Origin of the sequence: Microcoleus sp. Pol7_B2, from assembly GCF_036701035.1 — a bacterium.
Taxonomy (GTDB): domain Bacteria; phylum Cyanobacteriota; class Cyanobacteriia; order Cyanobacteriales; family Microcoleaceae; genus Microcoleus.
This window is the reverse complement of sequence record NZ_JAUBQB010000046.1, coordinates 29,029-54,878: the sequence shown is the minus strand read 5'-3', so window position 1 is coordinate 54,878 and position 25,850 is coordinate 29,029. Positions and strand designations below refer to the sequence as shown.

The 25,850-nt window shown below is 46.2% G+C and carries 26 protein-coding genes and 1 tRNA gene; 12 read left to right on the top strand and 15 right to left on the bottom strand.

Features of this window, described 5'->3' with window-relative positions:
* Positions 1–56: 56 nt before the first annotated feature.
* From QUA57_RS17800 to QUA57_RS17785, 4 genes are all read right to left on the bottom strand, one after another.
* Positions 57–365: a transposase gene (locus tag QUA57_RS17800; protein ID WP_333251236.1), complete on the bottom strand. Its 309-nt coding sequence runs from the start codon at positions 363–365 to the stop codon at positions 57–59.
* Positions 366–406: 41 nt separating this feature from the next.
* Positions 407–910, bottom strand: a complete 504-nt coding sequence (locus tag QUA57_RS17795; RefSeq protein ID WP_333251233.1) for a helix-turn-helix domain-containing protein — start codon at positions 908–910, stop codon at positions 407–409.
* A gap of 30 nt (positions 911–940) precedes the next feature.
* Positions 941–1,150, bottom strand: a complete 210-nt coding sequence (locus QUA57_RS17790; protein ID WP_333062595.1) for a hypothetical protein — start codon at positions 1,148–1,150, stop codon at positions 941–943.
* Between the two features lie 258 nt (positions 1,151–1,408).
* A complete protein-coding gene (locus tag QUA57_RS17785) occupies positions 1,409–1,687 on the bottom strand; it encodes a hypothetical protein (RefSeq protein WP_333062596.1) in 279 nt (92 codons plus the stop codon).
* Positions 1,688–2,222: 535 nt separating this feature from the next.
* Between QUA57_RS17785 and QUA57_RS17780 the strand changes: the two genes are divergently transcribed.
* Positions 2,223–2,807 carry a hypothetical protein gene (locus QUA57_RS17780; protein ID WP_333062598.1) on the top strand — a complete coding sequence of 195 codons (585 nt, stop codon included), beginning with the start codon at positions 2,223–2,225 and terminating at the stop codon, positions 2,805–2,807.
* A gap of 195 nt (positions 2,808–3,002) precedes the next feature.
* Here the strand turns inward: QUA57_RS17780 and mnmA are convergent, their stop codons facing one another.
* Positions 3,003–4,094 (bottom strand): tRNA 2-thiouridine(34) synthase MnmA, encoded by a 1,092-nt coding sequence (gene mnmA, locus QUA57_RS17775; RefSeq protein ID WP_333062601.1) that lies wholly within the window; start codon positions 4,092–4,094, stop codon positions 3,003–3,005.
* 114 nt (positions 4,095–4,208) lie between these two features.
* Between mnmA and QUA57_RS17770 the strand changes: the two genes are divergently transcribed.
* Complete coding sequence (locus QUA57_RS17770; protein WP_333062603.1) at positions 4,209–5,861, top strand: NAD(P)H-hydrate dehydratase; 1,653 nt, start codon at positions 4,209–4,211, stop codon at positions 5,859–5,861.
* A gap of 268 nt (positions 5,862–6,129) precedes the next feature.
* Entirely contained in the window at positions 6,130–6,660 is a 531-nt protein-coding gene (locus QUA57_RS17765; protein ID WP_333037722.1) for a peptidoglycan-binding protein, read from the top strand.
* 395 nt (positions 6,661–7,055) lie between these two features.
* Here the strand turns inward: QUA57_RS17765 and QUA57_RS17760 are convergent, their stop codons facing one another.
* From QUA57_RS17760 to QUA57_RS17745, 4 genes are all read right to left on the bottom strand, one after another.
* Positions 7,056–7,529, bottom strand: a complete 474-nt coding sequence (locus tag QUA57_RS17760; protein ID WP_333062604.1) for a TerB family tellurite resistance protein — start codon at positions 7,527–7,529, stop codon at positions 7,056–7,058.
* A 107-nt stretch (positions 7,530–7,636) separates the two neighbouring features.
* Positions 7,637–9,562, bottom strand: coding sequence for a M61 family metallopeptidase (locus QUA57_RS17755; protein WP_333062606.1), 1,926 nt, complete (start codon positions 9,560–9,562; stop codon positions 7,637–7,639).
* Entirely contained in the window at positions 9,559–10,239 is a 681-nt protein-coding gene (locus QUA57_RS17750) for a Crp/Fnr family transcriptional regulator (RefSeq protein ID WP_332985141.1), read from the bottom strand. Before QUA57_RS17750 ends, QUA57_RS17755 begins: the two co-directional genes overlap by 4 nt.
* Before the next feature lie 160 nt (positions 10,240–10,399).
* Positions 10,400–11,284, bottom strand: a complete 885-nt coding sequence (locus tag QUA57_RS17745) for an inositol monophosphatase family protein (protein WP_333062608.1) — start codon at positions 11,282–11,284, stop codon at positions 10,400–10,402.
* 384 nt (positions 11,285–11,668) lie between these two features.
* On the opposite strand from QUA57_RS17745, the gene QUA57_RS17740 reads away from it, so the two are divergent.
* Positions 11,669–11,890 (top strand): glycosyltransferase, encoded by a 222-nt coding sequence (locus QUA57_RS17740; RefSeq protein ID WP_333062610.1) that lies wholly within the window; start codon positions 11,669–11,671, stop codon positions 11,888–11,890.
* 287 nt (positions 11,891–12,177) lie between these two features.
* On the opposite strand, the gene QUA57_RS17735 is transcribed toward QUA57_RS17740, so the two are convergent.
* From QUA57_RS17735 to QUA57_RS28720, 5 genes are all read right to left on the bottom strand, one after another.
* Positions 12,178–14,103: an alpha-amylase family glycosyl hydrolase gene (locus tag QUA57_RS17735; RefSeq protein ID WP_333062611.1), complete on the bottom strand. Its 1,926-nt coding sequence runs from the start codon at positions 14,101–14,103 to the stop codon at positions 12,178–12,180.
* A 383-nt stretch (positions 14,104–14,486) separates the two neighbouring features.
* On the bottom strand, positions 14,487–14,774 hold the full coding sequence (locus QUA57_RS17730) for a hypothetical protein (protein WP_333062613.1): 288 nt from the start codon (positions 14,772–14,774) through the stop codon (positions 14,487–14,489).
* A 60-nt stretch (positions 14,775–14,834) separates the two neighbouring features.
* Positions 14,835–15,005 carry a hypothetical protein gene (locus QUA57_RS17725; RefSeq protein ID WP_333062615.1) on the bottom strand — a complete coding sequence of 57 codons (171 nt, stop codon included), beginning with the start codon at positions 15,003–15,005 and terminating at the stop codon, positions 14,835–14,837.
* 11 nt (positions 15,006–15,016) lie between these two features.
* A complete protein-coding gene (locus tag QUA57_RS17720; RefSeq protein WP_333062616.1) occupies positions 15,017–15,880 on the bottom strand; it encodes an Npun_R2479 family HD domain-containing metalloprotein in 864 nt (287 codons plus the stop codon).
* A 330-nt stretch (positions 15,881–16,210) separates the two neighbouring features.
* A complete protein-coding gene (locus QUA57_RS28720; protein ID WP_445251965.1) occupies positions 16,211–16,369 on the bottom strand; it encodes a Mo-dependent nitrogenase C-terminal domain-containing protein in 159 nt (52 codons plus the stop codon).
* Positions 16,370–16,872: 503 nt separating this feature from the next.
* Here QUA57_RS28720 and QUA57_RS17715 point away from each other — a divergent pair.
* Positions 16,873–17,688 carry a cobyrinic acid a,c-diamide synthase gene (locus tag QUA57_RS17715; RefSeq protein ID WP_333037746.1) on the top strand — a complete coding sequence of 272 codons (816 nt, stop codon included), beginning with the start codon at positions 16,873–16,875 and terminating at the stop codon, positions 17,686–17,688.
* Between the two features lie 156 nt (positions 17,689–17,844).
* On the opposite strand, the gene QUA57_RS17710 is transcribed toward QUA57_RS17715, so the two are convergent.
* Complete coding sequence (locus tag QUA57_RS17710) at positions 17,845–18,888, bottom strand: AI-2E family transporter (protein ID WP_333062618.1); 1,044 nt, start codon at positions 18,886–18,888, stop codon at positions 17,845–17,847.
* A 123-nt stretch (positions 18,889–19,011) separates the two neighbouring features.
* Between QUA57_RS17710 and QUA57_RS17705 the strand changes: the two genes are divergently transcribed.
* The 7 genes from QUA57_RS17705 (at position 19,012) to QUA57_RS17675 (ending at position 25,798) form a co-directional block, all read left to right on the top strand.
* Positions 19,012–19,293, top strand: coding sequence for a hypothetical protein (locus QUA57_RS17705; RefSeq protein ID WP_333062620.1), 282 nt, complete (start codon positions 19,012–19,014; stop codon positions 19,291–19,293).
* Between the two features lie 9 nt (positions 19,294–19,302).
* The gene (gene gshA / locus QUA57_RS17700; protein WP_333062621.1) at positions 19,303–20,454 is read left to right on the top strand and encodes a glutamate--cysteine ligase; all 1,152 of its coding nucleotides are present in this window, start codon (positions 19,303–19,305) and stop codon (positions 20,452–20,454) included.
* A 237-nt stretch (positions 20,455–20,691) separates the two neighbouring features.
* On the top strand, positions 20,692–21,153 hold the full coding sequence (locus QUA57_RS17695; protein WP_333037752.1) for a tRNA (cytidine(34)-2'-O)-methyltransferase: 462 nt from the start codon (positions 20,692–20,694) through the stop codon (positions 21,151–21,153).
* A 582-nt stretch (positions 21,154–21,735) separates the two neighbouring features.
* A complete protein-coding gene (locus QUA57_RS17690) occupies positions 21,736–24,210 on the top strand; it encodes a peptidoglycan DD-metalloendopeptidase family protein (RefSeq protein WP_333062622.1) in 2,475 nt (824 codons plus the stop codon).
* A gap of 138 nt (positions 24,211–24,348) precedes the next feature.
* Positions 24,349–24,421: transfer RNA gene (locus QUA57_RS17685), tRNA-Met, on the top strand.
* A 125-nt stretch (positions 24,422–24,546) separates the two neighbouring features.
* Positions 24,547–25,146, top strand: a complete 600-nt coding sequence (locus QUA57_RS17680) for a peroxiredoxin (protein WP_190663488.1) — start codon at positions 24,547–24,549, stop codon at positions 25,144–25,146.
* A gap of 112 nt (positions 25,147–25,258) precedes the next feature.
* Positions 25,259–25,798: a redoxin domain-containing protein gene (locus QUA57_RS17675; RefSeq protein ID WP_333062624.1), complete on the top strand. Its 540-nt coding sequence runs from the start codon at positions 25,259–25,261 to the stop codon at positions 25,796–25,798.
* Positions 25,799–25,850 lie beyond the last annotated feature (52 nt).

Sequence of the window (25,850 nt, the reverse complement as noted above, 5' to 3'; positions counted from 1 at the left end):
TCGAGCGAATAAGCTTTCATTTTTTCTGCTGATGTACTGAATGTAGTGTACCACATTTACATGGAATTTGCTGTATCAGGCCAGTGCAGAGCACTGGTCACATGATCCCCCGCCTGGTCAAGTTGAATAAGTGCGATGTCATCTCCCAGTTGATGTGAGAGGGCATCAATAAACTCCTGAAATCTTTGAGTATTGAGGCGATCGTATTCTTGACAAAAATGCCAGCCGCTCAAAGGTTCGACCACCCCGTAGAGCCAAAAATTGTCACGTTTCCAGAGTACCGGTGCGTAAGGTTTCACTCCAAACGCCATAATCACTTTCCCTGTTTCTGTTTTAAGTCCCAAGCGGGTCTCGTCTTGACACAAGTAACGCAGCCGTTGTCCCTTTCCAAACAAGCGTTGATAGGTCAACAGGGCTGGGGCGATGTTTTTTTAAAACGCTGATCGGCATTGGGTTCTTGCTTCCCGCTTTTGGGGCGTGGCACTTTTAATTTAGCTTTAAGTCGATAGTGTACCCAATGATAGACTGTGGGGTATGTCAGGTTCAGTTGATAAGTCTCATTGAGCCACTCCACGATTTCTCCGTAAGTTTTGAAGCCTGGTGGCTGTTCCAGTCTTTTTTGTAATCCGGCAAGAGCCTCTGGACTCAAGTGGGGCAATTTTCCGGGTGCACTCTTGAGGGCCAACAATTCGGACAATCCTCCCTGACGATACTTTTGCAACCACCGAGTTACCGTTGAACCATCACGTCCCAGACGTTTGGCCAGGATTTGATGCTGAGTGATTTGTCCAGTTTTTAGCCACCACAACATTTGCAACCGTTCTTTCTGACTGGCGGTACGACTGTTTTTTAGTTGTTGCTCCAAACTCTCTGCACTTTCTGCGCTCGCCACCATCAGTTGACGTGCCATAACTCATCACCTCTCAACAGTATCTTTATTCTATGCAACTTCATGTAAAATTGGTATAAGTCCTACCTCCATATTGATAGCTAAATCCTGATTAAGTTCTCTCAATTTGCGGGTTAAAGTAATCAGTTTCGCTCTTTCTTTAGGTGTGGCATCGGAACGCAAGCTGTTTATTTGAGAAATAAACCTAATCTCTGACAGAATTTTTGGAATTTCTGGAAACTTCAGCAAAGTAGCATCCATCAAATAATAGGCATCTAGATCGGGGTCTAAAATTAGATTATCAGTATCGCCGACGCGAGCGCTCAGTCTATTAAGTTCGGCAGCTAAACGTTAATCTACAAAATTGTAAGTTTCTAAACTACACTGGCTGTGGCGAAGTTTGAAATTTTGCCAATTTTGATAACTTTTATTAAAGTTTTCACTGGACATTAATATGTTTCATATCTGGCAATCTGTATTTGCTAGCGCTTGAAAGTTCTTGTCTATCTTCTTGGCTTCTTAATCGGTTCGGGATTCTGAATTGCTTAAATTAGGATTGAAACTATGATAATTTAACAGTTGAAGTTTCGGTATGTATTCCCTCAACTGGCGCAGCGGGCGCAGGTATTGATTACCGTAGATTTCTTTTTTGGAAAAATCAACCCTGCTGTTAATTTCGGAAATCAGCAGGTACATGATCAAGGTTAACGGTATTGCAAATAGACAACCGATTAAGGTAAATTTTTGAGGATAGCTCAGCCGATTCATTAAATGGATAGCCAAGGATTTTCTGTTCATAATTGATACATTTAAAGAAGATTATACTAAAAAAGTAGCGATCGCTACTAAAGTAGTTTCGGGGACACTCGCTCTAGAAAACCACAATGCTAATACAATTAATCAGCGATAGCTGATTTAATTTCTAAGGCGTTTTCGTCCTGTTGCAACAAATTTTGCGGCATCCCTGTGATATCCTTGGCTCAGTTCGCCTTCCACAGTCTAAAACACGTTTAGCAGTTTTGGAACGCAGAATAGTAATTTGTACTGAGATTCGGGGGGAGGATTAGAGGCTTTTAAGAATATTTACTTAAGCATAAATTTTTCTTAATACCCGGAGACAAAAAGTAAAAATTAAGTAATAACTGGGTAGTGCAAGTTTCCTGAAACACAACTGTCGGCAGCAAGTAGGAAATACTTGCGCCGCACCAGCAACCAGCAGTCAAGTCGGTTCTGCACAAAGGAACCAATACCACCAGCAATAGTGTCTAAGTAAGTATCTGCAGTTGAGTGTTCAGGAGCGATCGCGCATTGTGTAAAGTGAGGCAGAGGGCGTATGATGAAAAGAATCTCCAAAAATAAATCCCCAAAGAATAAAAACCGAGAGCAAAAGCAGCCCAATCCTGTAATCTTGGCTTTGGTGCTGACAGGAATTCTGGTATGGGAAATGTATCCGGCGCTAAGACACACCGCTGCGGCTAACGCGGGCGCTCTCAAAGATTCCCTTGCCCAGTTGGAAAGACAACAACAGCAAACCGCGCAGCAATTTTCCTCAGCCGCGGTACCCCAAAAAATCAGCTATTCGGTATTGGCACTCAATACTCTAATTTCCGAACCGGGCAATTTGGCCGAGGCTACGCGCCAAAATCCCCCGAATAAATTGCCCGCAACCGTAGCAGCAGCAGTTCGCCGAGAGTTGTCGGACTCCACTGGCATTGCTGCTGACAAGTTGAAAGTAACTGAATCGAGCGGACAAAGTTGGCCGAATACTTGTTTAGGACTCTCGAAAGCGGATGAAATTTGCGGTCAAATGATTGTCGAAGGTTGGCGGGTTGTGGTTTCTGATGGTAGGCAAACTTGGGTTTACCGTACTAATGCTAGGGGAAATATCTTGCGTTTGGAAAAAAAGTTAGCTAGGTAAATGTAACCCTGTGAAATGAAAAATAAGTTTACTTTTGGAACAAGCAAGATGCCTGTTCCACAAAGAGTAAATTTTCTTGTGGGAAGTTTCTTGTGGGGTAGGCTTCTTGGAACAAGCAAGATGCCTGTTCCACAAAGAGTGAATTTTCTTGTGGGAAGTTTCTTGTGGGGTGGGCACGCAAGCCTGCCCCTTAAATCAACCCGGGAGTTGGTTTCTTTCGATGATGCCGCCGCCCAATAGCACATCGCCGTCATACCAAACAGCCGCTTGTCCGGGGGTAATGCTCAACTGCGGTTCGTCAAAAATCAACTTAACTCTTGAACCGCCGACTTTTTCCTCTGGTTGGGAGGATTCTACAGGAATAATTGTAGCCGGGACGGGTTGCGATCGATATCGAATCTGTACCTGAGCCCGAATCGGAGCCATCGGCGCAGCCACAGAAACCCAATTCACTTTCTGGACTGTACATTCAGATTCTACTGCCAACTGTCGATCGCCCACAATTACCCGATTGCCAGCAGCATCGAGTTCAATCACATACAGCGGTTCCGCGGCAGCAATTCCGAGTCCCTTCCGCTGCCCGATGGTGTAGTGGTGCACACCGTCATGCTGTCCGAGCACCCGCCCTGACTTGTCCACAATGTCACCCTTTTGCGGCGCAATGTACTTATCCAGAAAAGCCCGCATCGAACCGTTACTTTCCACCAAGCATAAATCCTGACTTTCCGGCTTATCAGCAGTTGTCAAGCCAAATTCTGCCGCAATTCTGCGAGTTTCTGTCTTGGTAATTTCCCCCAAAGGAAATTCCGTACCCGCCAACAAATCCTGTGTTAGATCGTACAAGAAATAAGACTGATCTTTCGCAGGGTCGATCGCCCGCAGCAACTGATAACGACCCGTAGCAGCATCGTAAGTAATCCGAGCGTAGTGCCCTGTAGCGATTTTTTCAATTCCCAGTTCTTCGCGAGCATACTTAAGCATTGGCCCGAACTTCACAGTTTTATTGCACTGCGAACAAGGCAAAGGCGTAACTCCTGCACTGTAACCCTCCACCAAATAATCGACAATACTTGCCTGAAAGACCTCGCGGCTGTCAACAATGTGGTGGGGAACGCCCAAATCTTCGCAAATTTTAGCTGCATCGACCATTCCCTCAGAGCAGCACTGACCTTTGCCCTTCATCAACCACAGCGTTAAACCCACCACTTCATATCCCTGATGGTGTAAAATTGCGGCTGCTGCGGAACTATCGACCCCGCCGGAGAGGCCTACAACAATCTTGTTCATGGTTGGAGAGAAATTGCTATTTTACTGTTACTTTGTTCGATCGAGCTAATTTATTATACCACAAAGATACTACAACTTGCCACTGCTGCTGTTAGCTGAAATTTTAGCACTAATATGACTATTCAAAAATTTGTTGTCACCGCCGACCAAATGCGGCAAATAGAAACGAGAATTTTTGCTGCTGGAATGCCAGTCGCAGCTTTAATGGAAAAAGTCGCGGGACTGATTGCTAGACGCATTCAGCAGCTTTTGAAGGTGGAAGGAAGTTCGGCAACGGGCAGTGTACGGGATTTAACGGATAGAAGGAAAAGGGAAGAAGGGAAAAATCTTGTTAATTCTCAATTGCCAATTATCGGCGTATTGGTTGGCCCCGGACACAACGGCGGCGATGCTTTGGTTGTTGCCCGCGAATTGCACTTTCAAGGGTTCCAAGTAGTTATTTACTGTCCGTTTTCTAAACTAAAAGAACTAACAAAAAATCACGCTGATTATGCGCGTTCTTTAAATATTCCATTTGTTGACAAAATTGAACCGCTGAAAAACTGCGATTGGCTTGTAGATGGTTTATTTGGATTCGGATTAGAACGAGAAATTAATAACGCCACTGCGTCAGCTATTGACGAAATAAATAATTTAAACATACCCATTTTAAGTATAGACATTCCATCGGGAATTCATACAGATACCGGAGAAGTTTTGGGGACGGCAATTCGGGCAAAACATACATTATGTTTGGGTTTGTGGAAAATGGCATTTCTGCAAGATAGAGCGTTAGAATATATCGGGAGTTCCGAATTAATTGATTTTGATATTCCTGCAGCAGATATTGCAGCAATATTGGGCGAAACGCCAGCAATACAACGCATTACAAAAGCATCGGCAACTCAGCATTTGCCGTTACCCCGATCGCCAATTTCGCACAAATACACCAACGGTCACTTACTAATTATTGCAGGTTCCCGCCGCTACAGCGGAGCAGCAATTTTGGCAGCATTGGGAGCAAGAGCAAGCGGCATCGGAATGCTGTCAATCGCTGTTCCTGAGTCGATTAAACCGATGTTGAGCAGCCAGTTGCCAGAGGCATTAGTTATAGGATGTCCCGAAACCCAAAGCGGTGCAATTAGCGAGTTGCCAGTAGCAATTGATTTGGGCCTCTATGATGCGATCGCCGCAGGGCCAGGTCTGACATTGGAAGCGGCAATAGCTGTAGAATCTCTACTGGAGAGCGATCGACCTCTGGTTTTAGATGCTGACGGTTTAAATATCCTCGCTCAACTCGGCACAGTCCCGATTTTGTCGGAACGTTCAGCACTTACAATTATCACGCCTCACCCGGGTGAATTCAAGCGTTTATTTCCCGAATTAGCCGACGAAACCGGCGATGATCGAATTGCGGCAACTCAAGCAGCAGCTCAGCTTTGTGGCGCAACGATATTGCTCAAAGGAGCGAGAGTTTGCATAAGTTGGAAGGATGAGGGCGATTCCCTACGGGATAGCTACGCTTCACGTATCATCACCTATCTCAATCCCGAAAGCACCCCAGCCCTCGCCAGAGGCGGCAGCGGCGATGTTCTCACCGGCTTGTTAGGGGGACTATTAGCAACAGCGATCGCCCGCAAGTCCCCCCCCAAATTAGTTGCTGTAACAGCAGCTTGGTGGCACGCTCAAGCGGGAATCATGGCTGCCAAAGAACGGACGGAATTAGGAGTAGATGCCTTTACTTTGACACAGTATTTAATTCCAACATTGCGAGAATTTACTGAGTAAACAATCAACATTAGTTGGTAGGGTGCGTACCTCGCATCTTTGTATTGGGTAGGTGTCCACCGCGCACCTTACCCCTTGGTTTGTATTGACAACGGAAGTCCTCATAAAAATATTACAACTTGTATTCGTTATGACAAACCAACGGGTAACTCAAACGAGTGACACTCACATGAGTGACACTCCAAAAAGTGACTGTGCATCCACAAATCCCACCAGTTATACCTGAAATATCAAAGACGAAAACTTAAATGTTGAGAGGAACCACATTATGTATACCGAAGAAAGAAGCTTGAACAATGAAACTATGGCTCTTGTCGCCGATACTACTGCTCAATCAAGTCTTACATTTGCTGAAACCACTGGAGTAAACAAACCCACTTTACAAATGGGTTCAACAGGTCAAGCTGTCAAGGAACTACAACAGCTTCTATATCATTGGGCTTATTATTTCGGGCCGATTGACGGTATTTTCGGCGTCCAAGTTCAAAACGCCGTCAAAGGCTATCAACACCGCGTCTTTTTAAAAGAAGATGGGATTGTCGGCCCTATCACTTGGGAAGCACTATACTCTGGTGCACCTGTGAATATGCCGATCGTCATGAAGGGCAGTTCTGGTAATGCTGTTAAAATTGTTCAGAATGTCTTGAAAATCAATGGATACTATTTCGGCTCCATTGACGGATTCTTCGGGGCGATGACAGATGTAGCAGTGCGGCAATTGCAACTGAGCAAGGCTTTACCGCAAGATGGAATTGTAGGCTACAGAACTTGGCACGCCCTCAGCAAGTTACCGCATTAATGACTGGTTGGCTTCACTTTCAGTCATCGCCAAAAATCGGTAGCTCAATTAGGGATTTAGGCTTTACCTAAGTCCCTAATTATCGTTAAGGGGAAGGCAGCGCGCGGGAAGGGCGATCGCAAATTCTCTTACCGTTCTCGGCGATAAAAAATATTCTCGACTTTTCCGTGTTTATTTCTTACTATATCTTAGGAAATTGGGAGTCACAATCCGGTTTATTTCTCTTCTGATTTAGTTGTAAATAGTTGCAATCATAAAATTATTATTCCGATACTTACCTAACAAGACTTAGGCATGGAGGGCTTATTCCCGGTTTCTACGAAAAATTCCAGGTTTAGTAACAAGAAATTTAGGAATCAACCGGGTTTTTAAGCCAAGCGCACGCAAGTCCCGAACTAGCCTTTGATGAACTTTTCTAATTTTTGAGCCATCTTCTCTATCATTCCCTCCGAAGTATCTCCCGCCGATGATTCAGCTTCAATACGCTTGACCACATCCTCTGAAAGATTCAGCAACTGCACTAATTTTTGATAAGCTGCGGCTTCTTCAGCGTTAATTTTTGGTTCGTCAGGAGTGCGAGAACTAGATGAAATCACTTCATAGCCGAGTTGCAGGACTAATTCCCTTTCATCTTGAGTTTCTAGTTGACCGATCAACTCGTCAAGGGGAATATTTTGCATAATATAATCCCGCAGTTCTTGTTGCATTTGTTGTCCGTCGGTATCTGGGGCAAACAAACTGCAAAAACGATCGAGCATTAAATCAACTTCTTCTGTCGCGAGTTGGCCGTCAGCCCAAGCCATAGAAGTAACAATCCTCAGCAGATTCATCTGGCGGGGCGTAATTGATGGAGGAGGTGGGGTTTGCATAATTAAAATGGGTAATTGGGAATTGAAAATTGGGAATTGGGAATTGGGAATTAGGAATTGAGCCTGATTCCTTCTTGTCTTTTCTTTCCCGTTCCCCTTCATTTATGTCACAATTTCGACAGAGGAACTCCCAGCCATCCAGTAAAGTTTTGTTTCTGAATAGCGGTGGGCTGTTCCACCGGCACGATCGAGTAGCGGCCAGGCCGCGGCGGCGCGAGAGTCACACGACAAGTCCGCAGTTCGTCTTGGTGAAAAACTGTCACCGAGACGATATCCCCAGGCTTGAAATCTTTTAGTCTCTCGCCCGCTTGTTCTGAATTTACCCGAAAACCTTCGATCGCCAGCAACTCGTCCCCAGCGTCAATTCCCGCCAATTGTGCCGGAGAGCCTATTTCGACAAATTTAACCATTTCCCGCCCGTTTTCCGATCCCAACGTCCAACCGATGCGAGGCGTTCGGTCAGTTTCATCTACCCAAATTTGCAGCCCGAAAGGTTCGAGATATTTGTTGTAAGGCAACTCTTCTGTACCGTCTATATAGCGCGCAAAAAAGTCGCTCAAATCAATGCCGGCGACGGACTCGATCGCACTTTGCAACTCTTCGGGAGTAAAGCCTATTTCTGCGGGCAGCGAAGGAGAATTTAAGTGTCCGTTTGATGTCAAATGCGCCGACTTGCCGTCTGTTTCCGACTTCAGGTCAAAATCGCCATTTTCAGTCGAATTAGCATTGCCAAACTGCTGCCACATCAAACGCATCACATCGTCGAGTGATCGCTCATTGCCGTGTCTAGCTCGAATCAACAAATCGAGCAAAAACGAAACAACTTCCCCTTTCAAATAATAGGAAATCTGCGAATTATCGCTGTTAGCATCCCGGCGATAAAGTTTAATCCAAGCATCCCAGCTCGACTCGCTCAGAGGCTGCACGTTGCGCCCCGGAGTCGTCTGCAAGCGAGTAATTTCCTTAGCCATACCTTGGAAAAAACCTTTCACGCTGTAGAGACCAGCTCGAAAAGGAATCACCAAATCGTAATAGCTGGTAGTCCCTTCAGAAAACCATAAAGAAGGAGTATAATTCTCTTTTTCGTAGTCAAATACTTCCAGAGCTTTCGGTCGAATGCGCTTGACATTCCACAGGTGAAAAAACTCGTGAGCTACCAACTGAATAAAGCGTTCATACTTTTCCTTAGCCCGAAACCCAAAACGCGGATAGTTGAGAGTGCAACTCTCCTTGTGTTCCAAACCGCCAAAACCAGAGCCAGACAAATGCAGGAAAAATACATAGCGTTCGTAAGGGAAACCGCCGAACATTTTTGCCTCGACTTCGATCACTTTTTCGATGTCTCGAATCGTGCGCTCTGGTTCTAAATTGCCTTTTCCCCAAACAACTAGCTGGTGGGCTTTTCCCATCACTTCAAACTCGTACACTTCGTGATAGCCAATCTCAAAAGGACTGTCTACCAGAGTGTCAAAATCCGCAGCAGCGAAAGTAAGATTTTGGCCAGGAACAGGTGGCAAAGTAGTAACGGTGCGCCATTCGGGCTGCGGCGGCACAACGGTTACGGTGTAGCAGTTGCTCTCAAAACCGGGCAAGAAAAAGCACAAAGCCGCCGGATTGAAATAACCGTGAGTCGAGTCTAAATGATTGGTTCGCACTGTCAGTTCGTTGGCAAAAATGCGGTAGAAAACCGTGACATCTGACACGGAATTTGTCTCGATTTGCCAGTGATTTTTGCTGAGCTTGCGCCAAGGTAAAGCACGCACAGCGTAGCTATCCCGTAGGGAATCGCCCACCTGTGAGCTAAAATCTTGCAGGTGGCGGGCGTACTCTCGAACCAAGTAAGAACCGGGAGTCCAAACAGGCATTTTTAAATCCAGAACCTGCTCCGACCAACCTTGCACGCGCAAAGTTACTTCAAAGAGGTGGGATTCAGGATTGGGCATCGCCACCGAATATTGAATTGTCGGTGCTGTTAGTTGCCCCTGACTGTTGCCGGCGGCGGACGAAGTATCCAAACAAGTAACATCAGTCATTGACTTGCCAAATTAATCAAGTGCTTGAGGTTGATCAAATGGATAGTTTGGCGGTCTGGATCGATATTGATCCAACCTTTACTATCAAGTTTTTCCATAATTTTGCTGGTTTCATCTAGGGTGATATCTGTGACATCAGCTAAGTCTTCATAAGGAATATTGAAGATATCTTTGCCCTCAGCAGTTTTCTGACCGTAGTTTTCTGCCAGCTCGACTAAAGTATTTGCTAGTTTAACCGCTGGCTGGCGGTTGCGGAGTTGATAGCGGAGATTGGTTTGGCGCAGCCGCCGTACCATCAGTTGCAGCATCCGGTGGTGCAATTGCGGGTCTTTAAACAGGGTTTGGATAAATCGCTGAGCTGTGACGCTGAGAAGTCGCACTGGCGATAGAGCAAGTACGTCATTCGATCGGGGAGATTCGTCCAGAATTGCCATTTCGCCGAAGAAGGCACCCCGTCCTAAAATAGCCATTGATACAGCTCGATCGTTTGACAAGCGGCGGACTTTTACCCAGCCAGACACGACAAAGTAAATCGCGTTGCCCCAAGAATCCTCCATCACTACAGCTCGGCCCGGGGGATACTCATGCTTGACGGCATTTGATAGCAACCCTCCCAAGGTTTCTGGGTTAGCACCCTTAAATAGAGGGAACAGCTCACTGAAAGCTTCTGTCTTCATGCAAACTCGCGGAGGTGGGAAATATGATTAGGCGACACCCAACAGCTAGGGAACGATCGATGTTTGGGAACACAAACAATCTCTTGCTCCTTTAATTGATGATAAGGGTGCAGAGACCCGGTTCACGTAAAATCGGCAGATTCTTTAATCTTAAACGGGTTTACAAGCCGGCCACTGCCTGTTGGACTTTACCCAACAGAGGTTCTATGTATTCCGGCCAGCCGATCGCGATTGACTGTGTGTGGGCCAGAGTTTCCGGCTCGATCGCATCTTTAGTCCACCTCAGCGGTTGACCTTGCAAGTCGCAACAAACCAATCCGGCTGCTTTTGCTAAAGCCAGAGGGCCGGCGGTATCCCAAACTTTAACTCTGCCGTTGAGATACAGGTACAAACCAGCTCGACCGAAGATAACTTCCATCACTTTTAAGCCAAAGCTGCCCAGCGAGTAAAATTCGGCTCCGGGGATGCTTTGGGCGATCGCCCGGGCGTAGTTTTTCTGGTCTTTGTCTCCGAGAACAATTTTACAATTTTGCGCTGTCGGAGCCGGGGGTGGGCACAGGGCGATCGGCTGCGGCGCTTGGGTTCCCACACTTTGGAACAATCCCCAATCTTTGCCACCAAAATACATTTGGTCAAAAGCCGGGGCGTTGAGCCAGCCGGCCACCGGTTCCCCTTCAAGCAGCAGCCCCACCATCGAAGCGTAGTGCAGTTTTCCCCGAATAAATTCTTCTGTCCCGTCGAGGGGATCGATGCACCAGAGGCGTTGGTAATTGGCCCCGTAAGCTGCTCTGGAGGCGCTGTTTTCCTCGGTGATCCTGCCGTCTTCAGGAAACAAAGCGCTAAATGCTGCCGATAGTTGTCGGTCTAGGTATTGATCGATACTCGTCACGTAGTCGTTGGGCCCTTTCTCGGAAACTTCAAAAGGTTCGGCTGCGAGCTTGTAAGCTTCTTGACCGCACTCGCGTAGGGTGTAGCGAATTTTTTGGTCTTGCTCTGGAGAAATATACATGAGGTTAAACATAAATTCTTTAGCTAACTTCAGCATAAAAGCTTAAGTCCTTTGAATCGATCGGCGCGAGTCACTGTTTTTGATTCGTACAGGATTTGCGCCCGGTTGTCCATAAACCCGGTTTCCTAAGCATGAGGGCCGTTGCTATACAAGTCCCAGACAGGAGTGGTGGAATTAAAAAAATTTAGACATGACGGAGAACCCCCAGATTCATCATGTGTAGAGTCAATCTAAAATCTAAAATCTAAAATCTAAAATCTAAAATCGACTGACTGACCGCACCACCACTTTCAATAGTTGAGGATAGAATTTTCTGAGGTTAGATAATTTGTGCCAGCACCAAATTGCAGTTTGTTTGGTGGACAATAAATATGCTGCTGGAGTGCAGGTTTTACTGGAAGCAATGGCCGCCCGGTCGTCATGACTGGGACTCAAGGTAGGGTCGATTATTTAGCTGCCCCGGATCTTGCCAAAGTTGTAAATGTGGGAGATGCAACAGGTTTGCGGGATGCGATCGTCCATTTGCTAAAAAATCCTCAAGAAGCTGAATCTCAAGCGCAGCGCGGCTACGAAATGGTTGTGAACCAGCACAGCAGCGAACGTTATGTCGATGTTTTAGCCAAGAAGTGGCGATCGCTTTAATAAAACTGTATGGTGCGCCGAGGCGCACCATAAATCACGTCCGCAGGATGCACAATGCACACCTTACTGACATAGATAAAAAGCCCAACTATTTATTACCTAAGTCATATTTAAAAAATCATCAATTATGAGTTGCAGTTCCTAATTAAATCTTATAGCAGTTACTTACCTAGTAAATAAACCGGGTTTGACAAAGATCATCGAAAGGCTTAAGGAAGTATTTTCGTTCATCAAACCCGGTTTATGTGCCTAAAACGGTTTCACTCAAAACTCCGAAATCAAAACTATTAAGACTCCCGTCCACTCGCCCACTTATCCCGCCATTTCACAGTCCCTTCCGAAACTAAAACCCAGCGGCGACAAACCAGATTTTCTCGCAGCGGCGACAGTCCTTCCCGTAGCAGCGCATACTTATAAGAAATCAACTTCCCCGCACTTTCATTAAAAGGAATTTCCCCAAACCAAGTATTAGTATTGATATACTCTAAGGGGTAGCCCTTACTAATATCCCAATTCCCCAATTCAGGACAATCTCCAATCACCACAATTCTTTCCCCAGGCTGAGTTCTAACGCTGTTAAGCTGCGCCCGCACAATAGTTTTCGCCTTAACTCGCTCTCCGACGCGGCTAAAAATCATTACTTCCCGCGAACCCAACTCTAAGTTGTACAGCATTCCATCTTTAACTTCAAACTTACGGCGGGATAAAACCTCCGTATGCTCTCCATCAGGCAGCTCAGTATCCACCTCTTTAAGTGTCACAGAATTGCCCCGATTCATCGCTACAAACACCACGGAATCGCGATAGCGACGCACGTAACAATAAACATCAGCAGTTAGATATTTTTGCCACTGACTCCCCATCGAAATAGCTGGATTCAGCCGCCGCAAGCCCGACAGCAACCGCACATCTCGATAAATCGGCGAATCAGTATCCCACTTTTCCATCATCGGGCGGTTGTAGGGGTCGTTTCCCCCTTCGGTATCATCGTGAAGATACTGTTCGGTGCCGTAATAAATGCAAGGAATGCCGCGAGTCGTCATAATTAAACCTATCGCTAACCGCAGCATTTCTGGATCGGGATTCAACGACTGAAACCTCGGCATATCGTGGTTGTCAATAAAAGTAATCAACTCCGTCGCCCCGTAGTAGCGGTGATCCAAATTCAGGACATCTTGGACTAACTTAAATCCCGCCTCCGCACCCTTTCCCAATACTTCTCGAATTGCCACGCACAGACCAAAATCTAAAATAGTCATCCCCGACTCGTTGACAAATTCCACAGAACGATCGTTTCTAGGGTCGCTGTAAATCCATTCGCCAAAAATGAAAACATCAGGTCTGTGTGTTAAAATGTCAGCATTAAACTCCTGCCAAAACCAAATAGGCATATGCTTGACTGTATCAACCCGCAAAGCATCAACGCCTCTGTCCAGCCATTGTTTAATTGCTGACTTAATGTAATTGCGGTATGCAATATTGTTTTCGTTGAAAGTTGCTAAACCCGAGAGTTCGCAGTTTTGGACTTGCCATTCATCTTCCCAGTTTGTGACTTCGCCGTAGTGGTGATACCAGTCATCTTCATCGTCGTTAAAGTCAGCTATTTTTACGCCGTCGTCGTAGAGTTCCCCTTTTTTACCACTAAAATCTGGGTTGCTGTGATTGCAGACAATATCGAGCACGAGTTTCATATTTCGCTGGTGCAACTCGTATACTAATTTGTCAAATACGGTATCTTTAGTTTCTTGTGTTTGGTTGATAGAAGGATTGTCGCCTGTGGCAATGAAGCGGGGATTTAGTCGCTTAAAATCTTTAGTCCAGTAGCCGTGAATTGCAGCTTGTTCGACAAATAATGCTTCAACTTGCTCGAACAGTGGAGTCAGCCAAACTGCGGTAACTCCCATATCTTTTAAGTAATCGAGTTTGTCGATAACTCCCTGCAAGTCGCCGCCCCAATATTTGCCCCAATCTTTGCCTTCTGGATCGTAAAGTTCTGGGTTGGGGCCTTCGTTATTTGCGGGGTCGCCGTCGTAAAAGCGATCGACTACAATGAAATAAATTGTTTCTTGTCGGAATTCAATGTCTCTGGTGTAGAGGAATTCTAAATCGAGTTCGCTTTCTGGCTTAACTTCTTCTACCAGAGAGTCAATTTTTTCTTCGGCTTCGCTAACTTCGTATTGAGAGGAAGTTTGATTTGGAGTGACTGATGTCATGAGATGTATTTTTTTATATTGTAAGATTGGTCAGTTATTCGGAGCTACAGTCGGAGATAGCTTTCCCCTCTAACTTACTTTTAGAGCATCATACGGAATTTACTCGTTTAATGAAATCTTCCTTTAGAGAGAGGGCAAGCTCATCCTTGAGTATTAGGTGGATGAGAGTTAATATTTAGCGTAATTCTCAATCACAGAGGCAGAGCCTCAAAAACCAGTGCTACCAGGCTGAGCCTGTTAACGAGAAAAGGTGCACTCATTGTGTGATCGCACTTTTTCCCTTCCTTCTATTCCTCCCGCAAGTTTTGGATATCTTCAACGCTCAAACCAGTAGTTTGACTAATGGTTTGATTGTCAAGGACATTGAGAAGTTGCCTAGCAATTTATAGAGCCTTTTCTCTCATTCCTAGCGCGATTCCTTCTTCTCTGCCTCCTGGGATGCCTTGTTCTCTGCCTTGTGCGATGCCTTTTTCAATTCCCTTGAGCAAGACACGCTGCTGATGGAGAATAAACATTTCGTGTTCTTCTAAATATGCCAACTCCTCTGGATTCAAATTAGTTTCATTGGCAATCGCAAAGGCTTGCTGTATTTCCGATACTGTTTCCATTGTTGACGGCACTATTTCCAAGCTGGGAGCATTTTTCTTAAAATAAATCCACTTATCAGTCAAAGTTCCTAACTCATCCAATTGGTTATTTTATTTTGGCAATTCGATAAATATTAGTTCAATCTATGGATCGACATAATCAAATAAACTGTTTTTATCCGTAAACACAAAATGAGAAATTACTTCTTGGTCATTGCCAAACATTTCAAAATCAGTAATTGTCAAAGCAATTATAGATTTTAACTTAAAGTAACCTTGACCGCGAATCAGTTGAAAAGAGCGATCGCCCGACATCCACCCCAACCCTAGCTAACTACAGCCACCGCAGACTCTGGAACCTGAGAATGCTCCACCCGAAAAACATTCGCGCTCAAATTAGCAACCACTTGTTTCCCCTGCTGCGTCAGTTCCAAATAGCCGATCGCATCCTTCACATACCGATAAACCACATTCCAATAAAACTTCGGATAACCATCCCGCAACTCCCCCGGGTTCTGATAGCCCAAAACCAGATTTTGCCCAGTCTCCTCAAACTCGTAAAACAGCGCCGCAATCTTTTGCAAATATCGCGGATCACTCAACTGACCAATTAAATCAGCAGCCCGAACTAAACCCGGGTAATTTACAATATCTTGATAATCTTCATCAGCAGGAACTGGGAAACGAGTCAGCTCAATATTACGCTTAACCAGCTCAGCATCAATCAGTTTGTGGCTGCCAAAACGCTCGTCAATAAACATTTTTCCGCGATCGACATGATAAAGCATCAAACTAGCATCCGTCGCCCCTGGAGGCAGTGTTAATTTCAGGTCGCCTATTCCCGTTGCATACAGTCCCAAATCTGTTCTATCTTGTCGGCAGACACCTTTAACATACCCGATATCGTGACATAGCAAAGCAATGTGGAAGTGCAGCCAATCTTCGCAGGAAACACCCCCTTCGCGGATGTGCTTCCCACCCAGAATTGCTTGTCCCACCAAGGTTACTAAAATAGTGTGTTCGACATTATGGTAAAGAGCATCGCTATTAGCAATATTTTCTAAAGCCATACTCGCCACCCAAGCAATAATCTCGCCATAGTCAGATTTAAACCCGCCATAAGTGTGGCGGTAGCCTTCAATCAGGCGATTGACAAAAGCCTTAATCAGCAGTTCAGTTGCGTTAAACATATTCACTTCCCTAATCCCACCTAGATTATTAAATTATTTTTATAGTTATTGCTTTTGCTGCTACCGCTTGATGTTATTTTTGGCTTAAGCGCCACGATGGATACCCACTCCTATCGACAGGCATCCCTTGATATTATCAACAATTATGGCTTAAATTAGGGCTCTCGCAACTACCAGAGTGACAGACCCCATAAATAATTGATATCAATGGGTGATCGAGGTATGACACCCCTCAATCAGCAGTACAGGGTTACATCTTCGCCGCATACCTCAGTCGATTTTAGATGTTAGATTTACTCCACAGATACATCTGGGAGTTGGAACTAGGAGCTAAAACTTTGGGTTGCTCACTACTCTTGTCGGAAACTTGTATCTGTTCTGGCTGACCCCACCCCAAAACGAGAGAGACCAACAGCTTAACCCAATTAATTCCTCATACACAGGATTAAGTTTGCACATAGGCAGTATATGGAAAAAATGGTGTCCCAATAACTAGATATCTCTCTCACAAGAACACCGGGTGAGTATAAGTTGGCACACCACTGAGTTACTGGTGGCTCTCCCACTGCAATGCTATCGAGCCACTGTGGCACTTGTTGCAAGAGGCGATCGCAAAAAGTTAAGTCTTGGCACTGATTTTTCGGGAAAATACTTGTAGTCCAGTTCATGATTGATCTCAGTAATAATTACTAACAAAAACTTATGAATCACTCGACTTAATCCTCAACGAAACCCACTGTTACTCCGGTGACGTGAATAAGTTTTATGGGTGACACTCACAGTCGCAAAATGTGATGCGAAGAGCTAGCATTTGTGATTTAAAACTCGCTAAAGTGTGAGACAGATCACGCCCTCTGTTGCATCCAGAATGTATATTTAGATAGATGGCAAGAAAATAAGACAGAATAAGTGGCAGCCCTCCCTCGCAGCTCCCCTCTCCCATCCTCTGCGATCTACTACTCTGTATACTTACTAATATAAGGTTTCAGGCAATGATTAAACAAAAACATAAATATGCCGACCTTGCTCAACTCCCCCACACAGATACCGTGCTGCAAAAACTCCCTGTAGAAGTTAAAGAATGGGCCCAAAGCTTGCCTTGGAACCAACGGCGCTATGTTTTGTCCCTCTGCTACATATTGTGTGCATCTACTCCCGACTTGCAAGCAGAATTTTTAGATAATTATACAGCCGACGGTTTAGTCTCAAAAATGTTTGAAGATGTAGATACTCTACACCGAGTCAAAGAGTATTTAATCAGATTTCGGGTCAAAAAACAATTAAACGAATCAGATTTAAGAAGCTACATCAAACAATTTTATATCCACTCAGCTCAACAATCGCGCAGAGAAACTGACCAATATTTAGAATCTGCACTCCGCTTCGTCTTGAGTACAGAAGAACGTAATAATGTTTTTAACTACATTTTAGGTTTTGAATTTATTAAAATTGTGTTTCAAATGAGCTGGTTGCAACACGAAAGATTAGCGAGACTGCAAAAAAATCAGTCGCAGTTTATTGAAACCTATATCAAGCCGATTCAACACGCACACAGAATTAATGGCATAATTCTCCCGAAAGATGAGAGAATCTTTTTTGCCAGACGCACCTATTACGTTCAACTACCTAACATTTCCTACAGAAGGCTCATTGAGTTAGTCATGGCAACTTTTACTACAGAAATGGTGAGTAATTGCGGATTTTCTATCAGCCGCCACTCTCAAGCTCTGCGTTTTGACTGCGATTACATTTATGATCCAGAACCAGAAGAAGAAAGATTTCCTACTGACTTGCAATTTATTCATTGACTTGACGCAGTAAGGTGTACCCTACATTGCTTTTTTCTTTTGACTTTTAGTTGCCCTTTGGGAACAGGAGAGTTTTTGAATCAGGGGACTTTGAGTCGGCAGGTTAAAACCGAATTTTTCAGCCGGATTTGATATAAAGTAGGAGGGCTGTATCAACTAACCTTCCGCTTGCATTTCTTCAATGTCAAACCAGCTAACTATCACTCCCGCTAGCGGAATCGCCAGAAATATACCTAAAAGTCCTGCTGATCTTGCCCCGACTAACAGTGCAAAAAATACCACTACCGGATTGAGGTTAAGGGAATTTTGCATCAGTCTGGGATGAATAAAGTTGTCTTGAATTTGCTGCAAAACAATGCAAGCTGCCAATACTTTTAAAGATAGCCACACATTTTGAGACAATACAATAAAACAAACTAAGCTAATTCCCAGCGTCGCTCCGATCCCTGGAACTAAATCAAACAATCCGATAATAAAGGCTAAAATCAAGGGAAATTTCACATCTAACAGCAGAAAAATTAAAAAACTTGCTGTTGTCAAAAATAACATTAATAGGATTTGTGCCTGAAAAAATCCTAAAAAGTTTTTCTCTATTGTTACGCTTAAACGCCTGTGCAGGTGTCGAGGTATAAATTTGAGAACTAACACCCACAGCCTCTCTCCATCAAGTAACATGAAAGAAGCCACCACCAAAATTAATATTAAATTCAATAAATTGGTTAAAAATACTTGTAAAAAAGCAATACTCGATACAACTCCCGCCAAAGCTTGATTTCGCAGTTGTTCCTCAATAACTCGCAGGTTAACTTGCAGGTTTCTCGCCCGCAGAAATGCTTCGATGCGCTCGGACAGAGGCGCCAGAGCATTCAAAAATTCAGTCATGCTGTCAATTAATTGCTGTCCTTGAGATAAAAGAGTGACGCCTACAGTGACGGTGAGACCGCCCAAAACTAAAATGGTGAGCAAGACAACGAAGGCGACAGCTAAACTTCGCGGTAAAAATCTTTGGAGAGTTCGCACCGGATAGTTGAGCAAAAAAGCCACGAGTGCAGCAATGGTGAAAACCGCGACTGCAGTTTCAAAGTAAGCTAAAAGTTGCAGTCCAGCCCAACCAGAAGCAAATAAAAGCAAAAACCGGACTAAGGCTAAATTGCTTAGCATATTCCAAAAATTGGGAGGGGTTCTTTCTTGCTCTTTCACAGGGATTTTTAGGGGTTAATAATAGCTCAAAACTATTGCAGAGTGATCTTTTAGAATCGCACCCAAGATATATCTGCGGCTATCCCCCTCAAGGCAGAAAACAGATGACGAACGGAGGCAGGAGTGGGTTCTATTCACCATAAGTTCGATCGTCACGAATGCCCCATGAAACACGTCCGCGATCGAACAAACAGCCTTTTTGACTCTAAAACCGCCTCGGGAATTCTTTGCGAGGGGAGTATTTGTCGTGGCGGGCCCGCAACTAACACACAAACGCTCAAACTTGCCGGCGCCGAAACACCCGGTTTCAGTGCCCGTGGCGAAAAATTTCAACTCTGCCTCGTGGAAGATAGTATGAACCGGTCAATTTTTGGGATACTAGAAATTAGCACTCAACTTAGCTGAGGAACAAACGTGCTGCTATCAAAAGGCTTTGAAGTAGAAATGTATACCGGCACTCCCGAAGGTGAGGTTGTCGGTCTCTCCGATCGCATAGTTGCCGATTTAGAGGGGTTTGTGCGGGAGCCTGATAGCCGCAATGTGGAGTACACGACCGCCCCGCTGTGCAGCTACGATCGCCTGTTGTGCGCCTTAGTCAAGCCGCGAGTCCGGCTGCGCGAGTATCTCAAACAATTGGGCGACTATACCTTGCTGCCGGGAAGTACCTTGTCTCTCGGAGGAAGCGATCGATTTTACAGATCCGATCCCAACAACCCCTACCACACCTACATCGAGCAAACCTACGGCACCAAAGTCGTCACCGCCAGCATTCACATCAACATCGGCATCTCCCAACCAGAAATGCTGATGCGGGCCATCCGCCTCGCCCGCGTCGAAGCACCGCTATACCTTGCCTTGAGCGCCTCTTCTCCCTTCCTCGACGGCGAAGCCACGGGCTATCATTCCACTCGGTGGGGTTTGTTTCCCAAAACTCCCGCCATCGTCCCTCTGTTTGAAAGTCACAAGCATTACATTCAGTGGACTGAAGAACAGCTAGAACTCGGTACTATGCAAAACGTCCGCCATTTGTGGTCTGCAGTGCGACCCAATGGCGATCGTCGCCCCTACTGTCTCAACCGCCTCGAACTGAGAATTTGCGACCTCGAAGTCAATCCTCTGGCTTTGTTGGCCATCACTGCCTTACTAGAAGCTCGCATTGGGCAGATGATGGAAGACCCCAGCTTAGACCCCTTAGAACTCAGCACCTTACCGGCGGCCACCCGCAACCAAGACTTAGTTGCTCTCACAGACGCCAACGAAATTGCTGCATCCCGGCAAAGTTTGGATGCTCCACTAACCCACTGGCAGGACGGCAGGACTATTCTGGCACGAGATTGGATTGAGGAAATTTACCGCGAAGTGTGGCCTATAGCCAAAAAACGCGGCTTTAGTTGCTTTCTCTCGCCACTCAAAAAGATTCTCCGGGAAGGCAACACGGCCCAGCAGTGGTTGAAGCTACACGAGGGCGGTTCGGACACCCGCAGTATTATTCTGCAAGGGATTCAGGGGATGGCTCACCAAGAATGGGAGCTAGAAGACAACTTGTGCGCCCAGTTAGTTGCCTGAAGTACCCGCCGTTATTATAACGGGGGCTTTCACTAGCCCCCTGGCTATGCGTACTCAGCCAATACAAATAGCCCGCACCTCCCGGTCAAAAGTTGCAGAGCGACTCCCAAAAACAAATCAGAATATTTAATCAATGGAGTTCGACAAAGGTTATAAATAAAAGCTATAAGGTATATCTACCTGTGGGTGGTTTTTTAAATTTCCCAATAGCTGTATTGTTCGCTTTTAATTAGCTTCATGCCCCAACTTGTCTTGATTCACCCGCAAATCCCCCCAAATACTGGCAATATCGCCCGCACTTGCGCTGCCACAGGCACAGAACTGCATTTAGTGGGCCCGCTGGGGTTTGAAATTAGCGATCGCTACCTGAAACGGGCAGGCTTAGATTACTGGCCCTACGTCAACCTCCACTGCCACGAAGACTTAGCGGCTTTTCAGGCCTATCGGGAGCAGCGCGGGGGACGATCGATCGGATTCAGCACTGGCGGGCGATGCAATTACGCGCAATTCCAATTTCAGCCCAACGACTGGCTGATGTTTGGCTCGGAAACTGTAGGCATTCCCCAATTCGTCTTGGATGCCTGCGACGCCACACTTTTTATTCCGATGAGCCAGCCTGGAGTCAGGAGTTTGAACCTCTCCGTCAGCGCCACTGTGGGTTTATTTGAGGCTAAACGACAGTTGGGAGAGCTGGGATAAATCATTATCAACACATAAATATATAGATATTTAATAGCTGCCGGAGGCTGCCAAATCTCCATTTAAGTATAAGAAATTTGTATCAAAGGGGTGAAAATCTAGATAGCCGACATTAATATATTTTATTCATTCAAAAACAGATTGTTATCAGCAACACCAAATTACTCCCAAGATGATTCAGCAACAAAAACAGAGGATTTTAGCGATTTAGGGCGTGAGCGAGTACCAGCTTGGGTCTGAACACTATATCTAGTAAATATACGGTTGTAGGTTGTCCGGAAATTAGCCTAAAGTCTGATAATAGGTGAGAGTTCAGAGCCTTACCGGAACGAAGATTTTATGTATTCGTTCCAGCTATTGCGGTGTAAGGCTTGTGGGGTTAATTGCAGCAGGTTTGACCGAGAATTTTAAAATTTATGACGGTTTGAGCTTGTCTAAATTAAAAAAGCAAGGTAATCTGGCCTAAGCATGATAGCTGTCAACAATCAGAATATTTTTGCTTGTTGATTTAAACTCAGCGTCATGCGATCCCCTTGAGTGTTTCCAAGGACAGTTAGCGCTTCTCAGTAGGAGGTCGTTTTTTTGAAACGAACATATCCCCAAATTAAGCCTGTTCAGGCTAGTGAAATCGACAGAGACGGTTCTGCGGAACCATCCAAACAGACAACGCTCAGCACAGGCAGAGTTCGCTCTCTCGCCACGATCGGGCTGGCAATATCGGTAGGTGCTTCTGGCATTCTGCTACCGAGAAATGGAGACAGCGCTCGCGCGTCTGAACTCGCACCGACATCAGAATCCACCGCTGAAGTACAGCCAGTATCGGCCAACGGGTCCGCTACGTCCGCACAAGTTGACGGTTCCAAGGCCCAACAGCCCGGAGCACCTTCTGAGCCGGCGACGGTTAAGGTGCAGGAGGGGCAAAGCCTTTGGGAGCTTTCTCGGGATTATGAAGTTGAACCGTTGGTACTAGCAACTGCCAACGACATCCAACCCGATACCATACTCCAAGTTGGCCAACAGCTCAGAATTCCGACTGCGACGGAAGCCACACCACAACAGAACGCCGGCTATAGCACATCGGCTTCGCTAGAGCGCGCAGCGACGGTCAATCCCGAACAAGAGTTAAATCTGACTGGCTCCGAGCCATTGGATAGTGCAGCCAGGACAGCGCTGCCATCAACCGCAGCGACCCCGCTGGTTACGACGGTACCGGAACAAAGTTCGATCGAGATCCCGAATGCAGACGGGGCGATCGACAGTTTGAAAAAACAGGAAAACCGCACCACAGAATCGGGTCGAACTATGTTCGGGTCGGAGGGGGGAGCAACTTTATCTACACCTGCGGCATTTTTGCCCGAGTCAACACCGACGCTGACCTCCCCCGGATATGCAACTGGGACAACTATTCCTGACCTCGATGCCACACCTGTAATTCCCAATTCCGGGGGAGGTCAAGCAGCATCGCCCGATCGAGCATTCGAGTCAATTGAAGAGTCTTTGGCAACACCCAGTTTGCCCTCGGCTGTGGTAGTCCCCCCTGCGGGAAGTACCGCCACGCCGGCTGAGGTTCTCTACAGCGTGCGTCCGGGAGATACCCTAGATGCGATCGCCAAAGGTCACGGCGTATCGCCCAAAGATCTGATCTCCGTCAACAAGCTCGGCAACCCCAACTTGCTGAATGTCAATCAACGCCTCAAAATTCCCCAAGTTGGATTTAAAAATCCAGGGGTGGAGGTGGCAGCATCTTATTCTGCCTCCAACTCTACATCTGTCTGGGCAGCGAGTTCGGTTCCCGCATCTTTGAACCCCAGCTCGTCTACCTCGGAAATAGCAGGTGCTGGCGTTGCAGTACCCGCGCCCAAAGTGCCTGTTGTATCTCCCCTGGAGAACCTGGAAGGTCTGAACAATATTTCAGCGCCGATGGTTCCCCAAATTAACAGCATTCCGCTCACTCAAGTTTCCCAAACGATTCGCGATCCAGGGAAGCTGGCTCTTCAAGGCGAACCAACATTTACAGGTGCAGTTGACACCAGTGCCCTGCCTGGGCCAGCCAGTGCAACTGCTACCGCCATCGCTACGGGAGAATACCCGCAGCCGCTCAGCTTCGTGGCAAATACTAGCGCTCAGGGTTCAAATGCCGATCCAACTAGCGCTTTACCAGAGTCGAATTCGGAGGCTCTCCCTACCGCAGAAGCTCTCAACCCTTATTCCGAACGATTGAGGGCAGAAGTTGTCCGGCTGCGAGAGGAATATCGTGCCTCGCGCAATTCGATCGGCCCCAATGCGGTGTCCCTAGCTCCAAATGACGGGTCTTCGGTCAACCCGTCTGAGGATATGCCAAGTGTCAATCCATATCTTTACACCCCCGACTATACTGAGGCGGTGCAGAATGAAATCAGCAGACCGCCATCGAGAGCGTGGTCTGAACAGGTTCAGAAGCAGCAGCAAGAGCGTTTAGACCCCGCTCGCGCAGCGGAACTGCAACCGATCAACCTGACGCCGACCTCTGCTGGGCAGCAGCCTGTGGTAGCAACTGCTCCTTTGGGAGCCGACGGTTACGATCCCCTAAGCAACCCGTCTTTGGGACGCATGGTTTCTCCAGAACTGCCTCCGCTTTCTAGCCCTGATACCTATCTGCCTAACGGCAAACAACAGTCGGCTAAGGGGTTTATTTGGCCGTCTAAGGGCGTTCTTACTTCTGGCTACGGCTGGCGGTGGGGACGGATGCACAAAGGAATTGATATTGCAGGGCCGATCGGCACGCCAATTGTGGCAGCATCAGACGGGGTGGTTACCTATGCTCAGTGGAACGACGGCGGCTATGGGTATCTGGTGGAAATTACCCATCCTGACGGCACTGAGACTGTCTATGCCCACAACAGCAGAATTTTGGTGCAAAAGGGTCAGAGAGTCGCTCAAGGGGAACAGATTTCAGAAATGGGCAGCACTGGCTTCAGTACCGGGCCGCACTTGCACTTTGAAATTCATCCCGCCGGACAGGGTGCTATCAACCCCATGGCTTTACTGCCCGACGATGCGTCCAGCGCTTCTCGGTAACGACTGGTCGGAAGTTATGGGTTTTGAATGATTACCAAAACTCATAACTTTTACGGTATATTATTAGAAATACTGTTGTTTGAAAACAAGACATAGCTAGCCCTACCGTGCTACGATGGTAAATCGTGAAGTAGATTTGGCTCAGTGGCGCAGTGGTTAGCGCAGGGGACTCATAAGCCCAAGGTCGCAGGTTCAAATCCCGCCTGAGCCATTATTTAATCAAAAAAACTGCGCTCTCAAATTTGAGAGCCTTTTTTTTGATTGATCGAGAAGATACTTGTAGTCGTTATGAGTATGATATATTTGTAACAGTTCGTAAAAAAGGAAACAAAATCTATGACCAGTGAATGCCTCCGGGTTGGTCAAGCTGCACCCGATTTCGCAGCCACAGCCGTAGTGGATCAGGAATTCAAGACTGTTAAACTGTCAGACTATAAAGGCAAAAAGTATGTAGTCCTGTTCTTCTACCCCTTGGACTTCACCTTTGTGTGCCCGACTGAGATTACAGCATTTAGCGATCGCTTCGAGGACTTCAAGAAAATCGATACCGAAATCCTCGGCGTATCCGTTGACAGCGAATTCTCCCACCTCGCTTGGATACAAACAGACCGCAAATCAGGCGGTGTCGGCGACCTCAACTATCCCTTAGTTGCTGACCTCAAAAAAACAATTAGTTCAGACTACAACGTCCTCGACCCAGAAGCAGGCGTTGCCCTCAGAGGTCTGTTCATCATCGACAAAGAAGGCATCATCCAACACTCTACTATCAACAATCTTGCCTTCGGCCGCAACGTGGACGAAACTCTCCGCACTCTGCAAGCTATCCAACACGTCCAGTCTCACCCCGATGAAGTTTGTCCCGCCGGCTGGCAGCCCGGTGACAAGACTATGACTCCCGATCCAGTCAAGTCTAAGGTATTCTTTGCTGCGGTTTAAGCACATTATATTTGTACGGACACGGCGCTGCCGTGTCCGTACCTGCAGAGGCATTTATTTAACCGGATTTTTAATTACCAATTAGCAATTAGCAATTACCCAATTAGGAAATATGCTGACTTCTACTAATTTTAGCGGCTTGTTAAATGAGCGGTTTTTCCAAAATTTATTGCCTGTTCCGGCGAGTAATGTTCTGAAGCTGGGACAGATGACGCCAGACTTTGAATTGCCGGATATTAATAATGGCAAATTGGTGCGGCTGTCGAATTATCGGGGCGATAAGCCGGTAGTTCTGGCTTTTACGCGGATTTTTACTGAAAAGCAATATTGCCCTTTCTGTTTTCCTCACATTAAAGCTTTGAATGAAAACTGGGAAAAATTTGCCGATCGCAATATAGAATTATTGATGGTTGCCAGTACCGACGATCGCCAAAGCCAAATTGTGGTTAGAGATTTAGGCTTGAAAATGCCTCTGCTTTCTGATCCAGGCTGTCAAGTTTTTCGGGCTTATCAAGTCGGTCAGGCTTTAGGTGCTCCTTTGCCGGCTCAGTTTGTTTTGGGTGCAGATGGAAAACTCCTCTTCAAACATTTGTTTTCTTTCATAGACCACAATGCTAGTGTGGACACTTTGTTAAAATATGTCGATCGGTAAGGAAACCGCTGCTGTGTCCTAATTTGGAGTTTTTCACCGCTGATGGACGCTC

Excerpts from the sequence above, each read along its gene's own strand:
- QUA57_RS17795 (WP_333251233.1), bottom strand. The coding sequence starts at position 910 with ATGGCACGTCAACTGATGGTGGCGAGCGCAGAAAGTGCAGAGAGTTTG.
- QUA57_RS17680 (WP_190663488.1), top strand. The coding sequence starts at position 24,547 with ATGACCAGTGAATGCCTCCGGGTTGGTCAAGCTGCACCCGATTTCGCA.
- QUA57_RS17725 (WP_333062615.1), bottom strand. The coding sequence starts at position 15,005 with ATGTCGGGCGATCGCTCTTTTCAACTGATTCGCGGTCAAGGTTACTTT.
- QUA57_RS17780 (WP_333062598.1), top strand. The coding sequence starts at position 2,223 with ATGATGAAAAGAATCTCCAAAAATAAATCCCCAAAGAATAAAAACCGA.
- QUA57_RS17765 (WP_333037722.1), top strand. The coding sequence starts at position 6,130 with ATGTATACCGAAGAAAGAAGCTTGAACAATGAAACTATGGCTCTTGTC.
- QUA57_RS17695 (WP_333037752.1), top strand. The coding sequence starts at position 20,692 with ATGCCCCAACTTGTCTTGATTCACCCGCAAATCCCCCCAAATACTGGC.
- QUA57_RS17720 (WP_333062616.1), bottom strand. The coding sequence starts at position 15,880 with ATGTTTAACGCAACTGAACTGCTGATTAAGGCTTTTGTCAATCGCCTG.
- QUA57_RS17675 (WP_333062624.1), top strand. The coding sequence starts at position 25,259 with ATGCTGACTTCTACTAATTTTAGCGGCTTGTTAAATGAGCGGTTTTTC.
- mnmA (WP_333062601.1), bottom strand. The coding sequence starts at position 4,094 with ATGAACAAGATTGTTGTAGGCCTCTCCGGCGGGGTCGATAGTTCCGCA.
- QUA57_RS17715 (WP_333037746.1), top strand. The coding sequence starts at position 16,873 with ATGATTAAACAAAAACATAAATATGCCGACCTTGCTCAACTCCCCCAC.
- QUA57_RS17785 (WP_333062596.1), bottom strand. The coding sequence starts at position 1,687 with ATGAACAGAAAATCCTTGGCTATCCATTTAATGAATCGGCTGAGCTAT.
- QUA57_RS17750 (WP_332985141.1), bottom strand. The coding sequence starts at position 10,239 with ATGAAGACAGAAGCTTTCAGTGAGCTGTTCCCTCTATTTAAGGGTGCT.
- QUA57_RS17745 (WP_333062608.1), bottom strand. The coding sequence starts at position 11,284 with ATGCTGAAGTTAGCTAAAGAATTTATGTTTAACCTCATGTATATTTCT.
- QUA57_RS17735 (WP_333062611.1), bottom strand. The coding sequence starts at position 14,103 with ATGACATCAGTCACTCCAAATCAAACTTCCTCTCAATACGAAGTTAGC.
- QUA57_RS17755 (WP_333062606.1), bottom strand. The coding sequence starts at position 9,562 with ATGACTGATGTTACTTGTTTGGATACTTCGTCCGCCGCCGGCAACAGT.
- QUA57_RS17740 (WP_333062610.1), top strand. The coding sequence starts at position 11,669 with ATGACTGGGACTCAAGGTAGGGTCGATTATTTAGCTGCCCCGGATCTT.
- QUA57_RS17790 (WP_333062595.1), bottom strand. The coding sequence starts at position 1,150 with ATGGATGCTACTTTGCTGAAGTTTCCAGAAATTCCAAAAATTCTGTCA.
- QUA57_RS17770 (WP_333062603.1), top strand. The coding sequence starts at position 4,209 with ATGACTATTCAAAAATTTGTTGTCACCGCCGACCAAATGCGGCAAATA.
- QUA57_RS17760 (WP_333062604.1), bottom strand. The coding sequence starts at position 7,529 with ATGCAAACCCCACCTCCTCCATCAATTACGCCCCGCCAGATGAATCTG.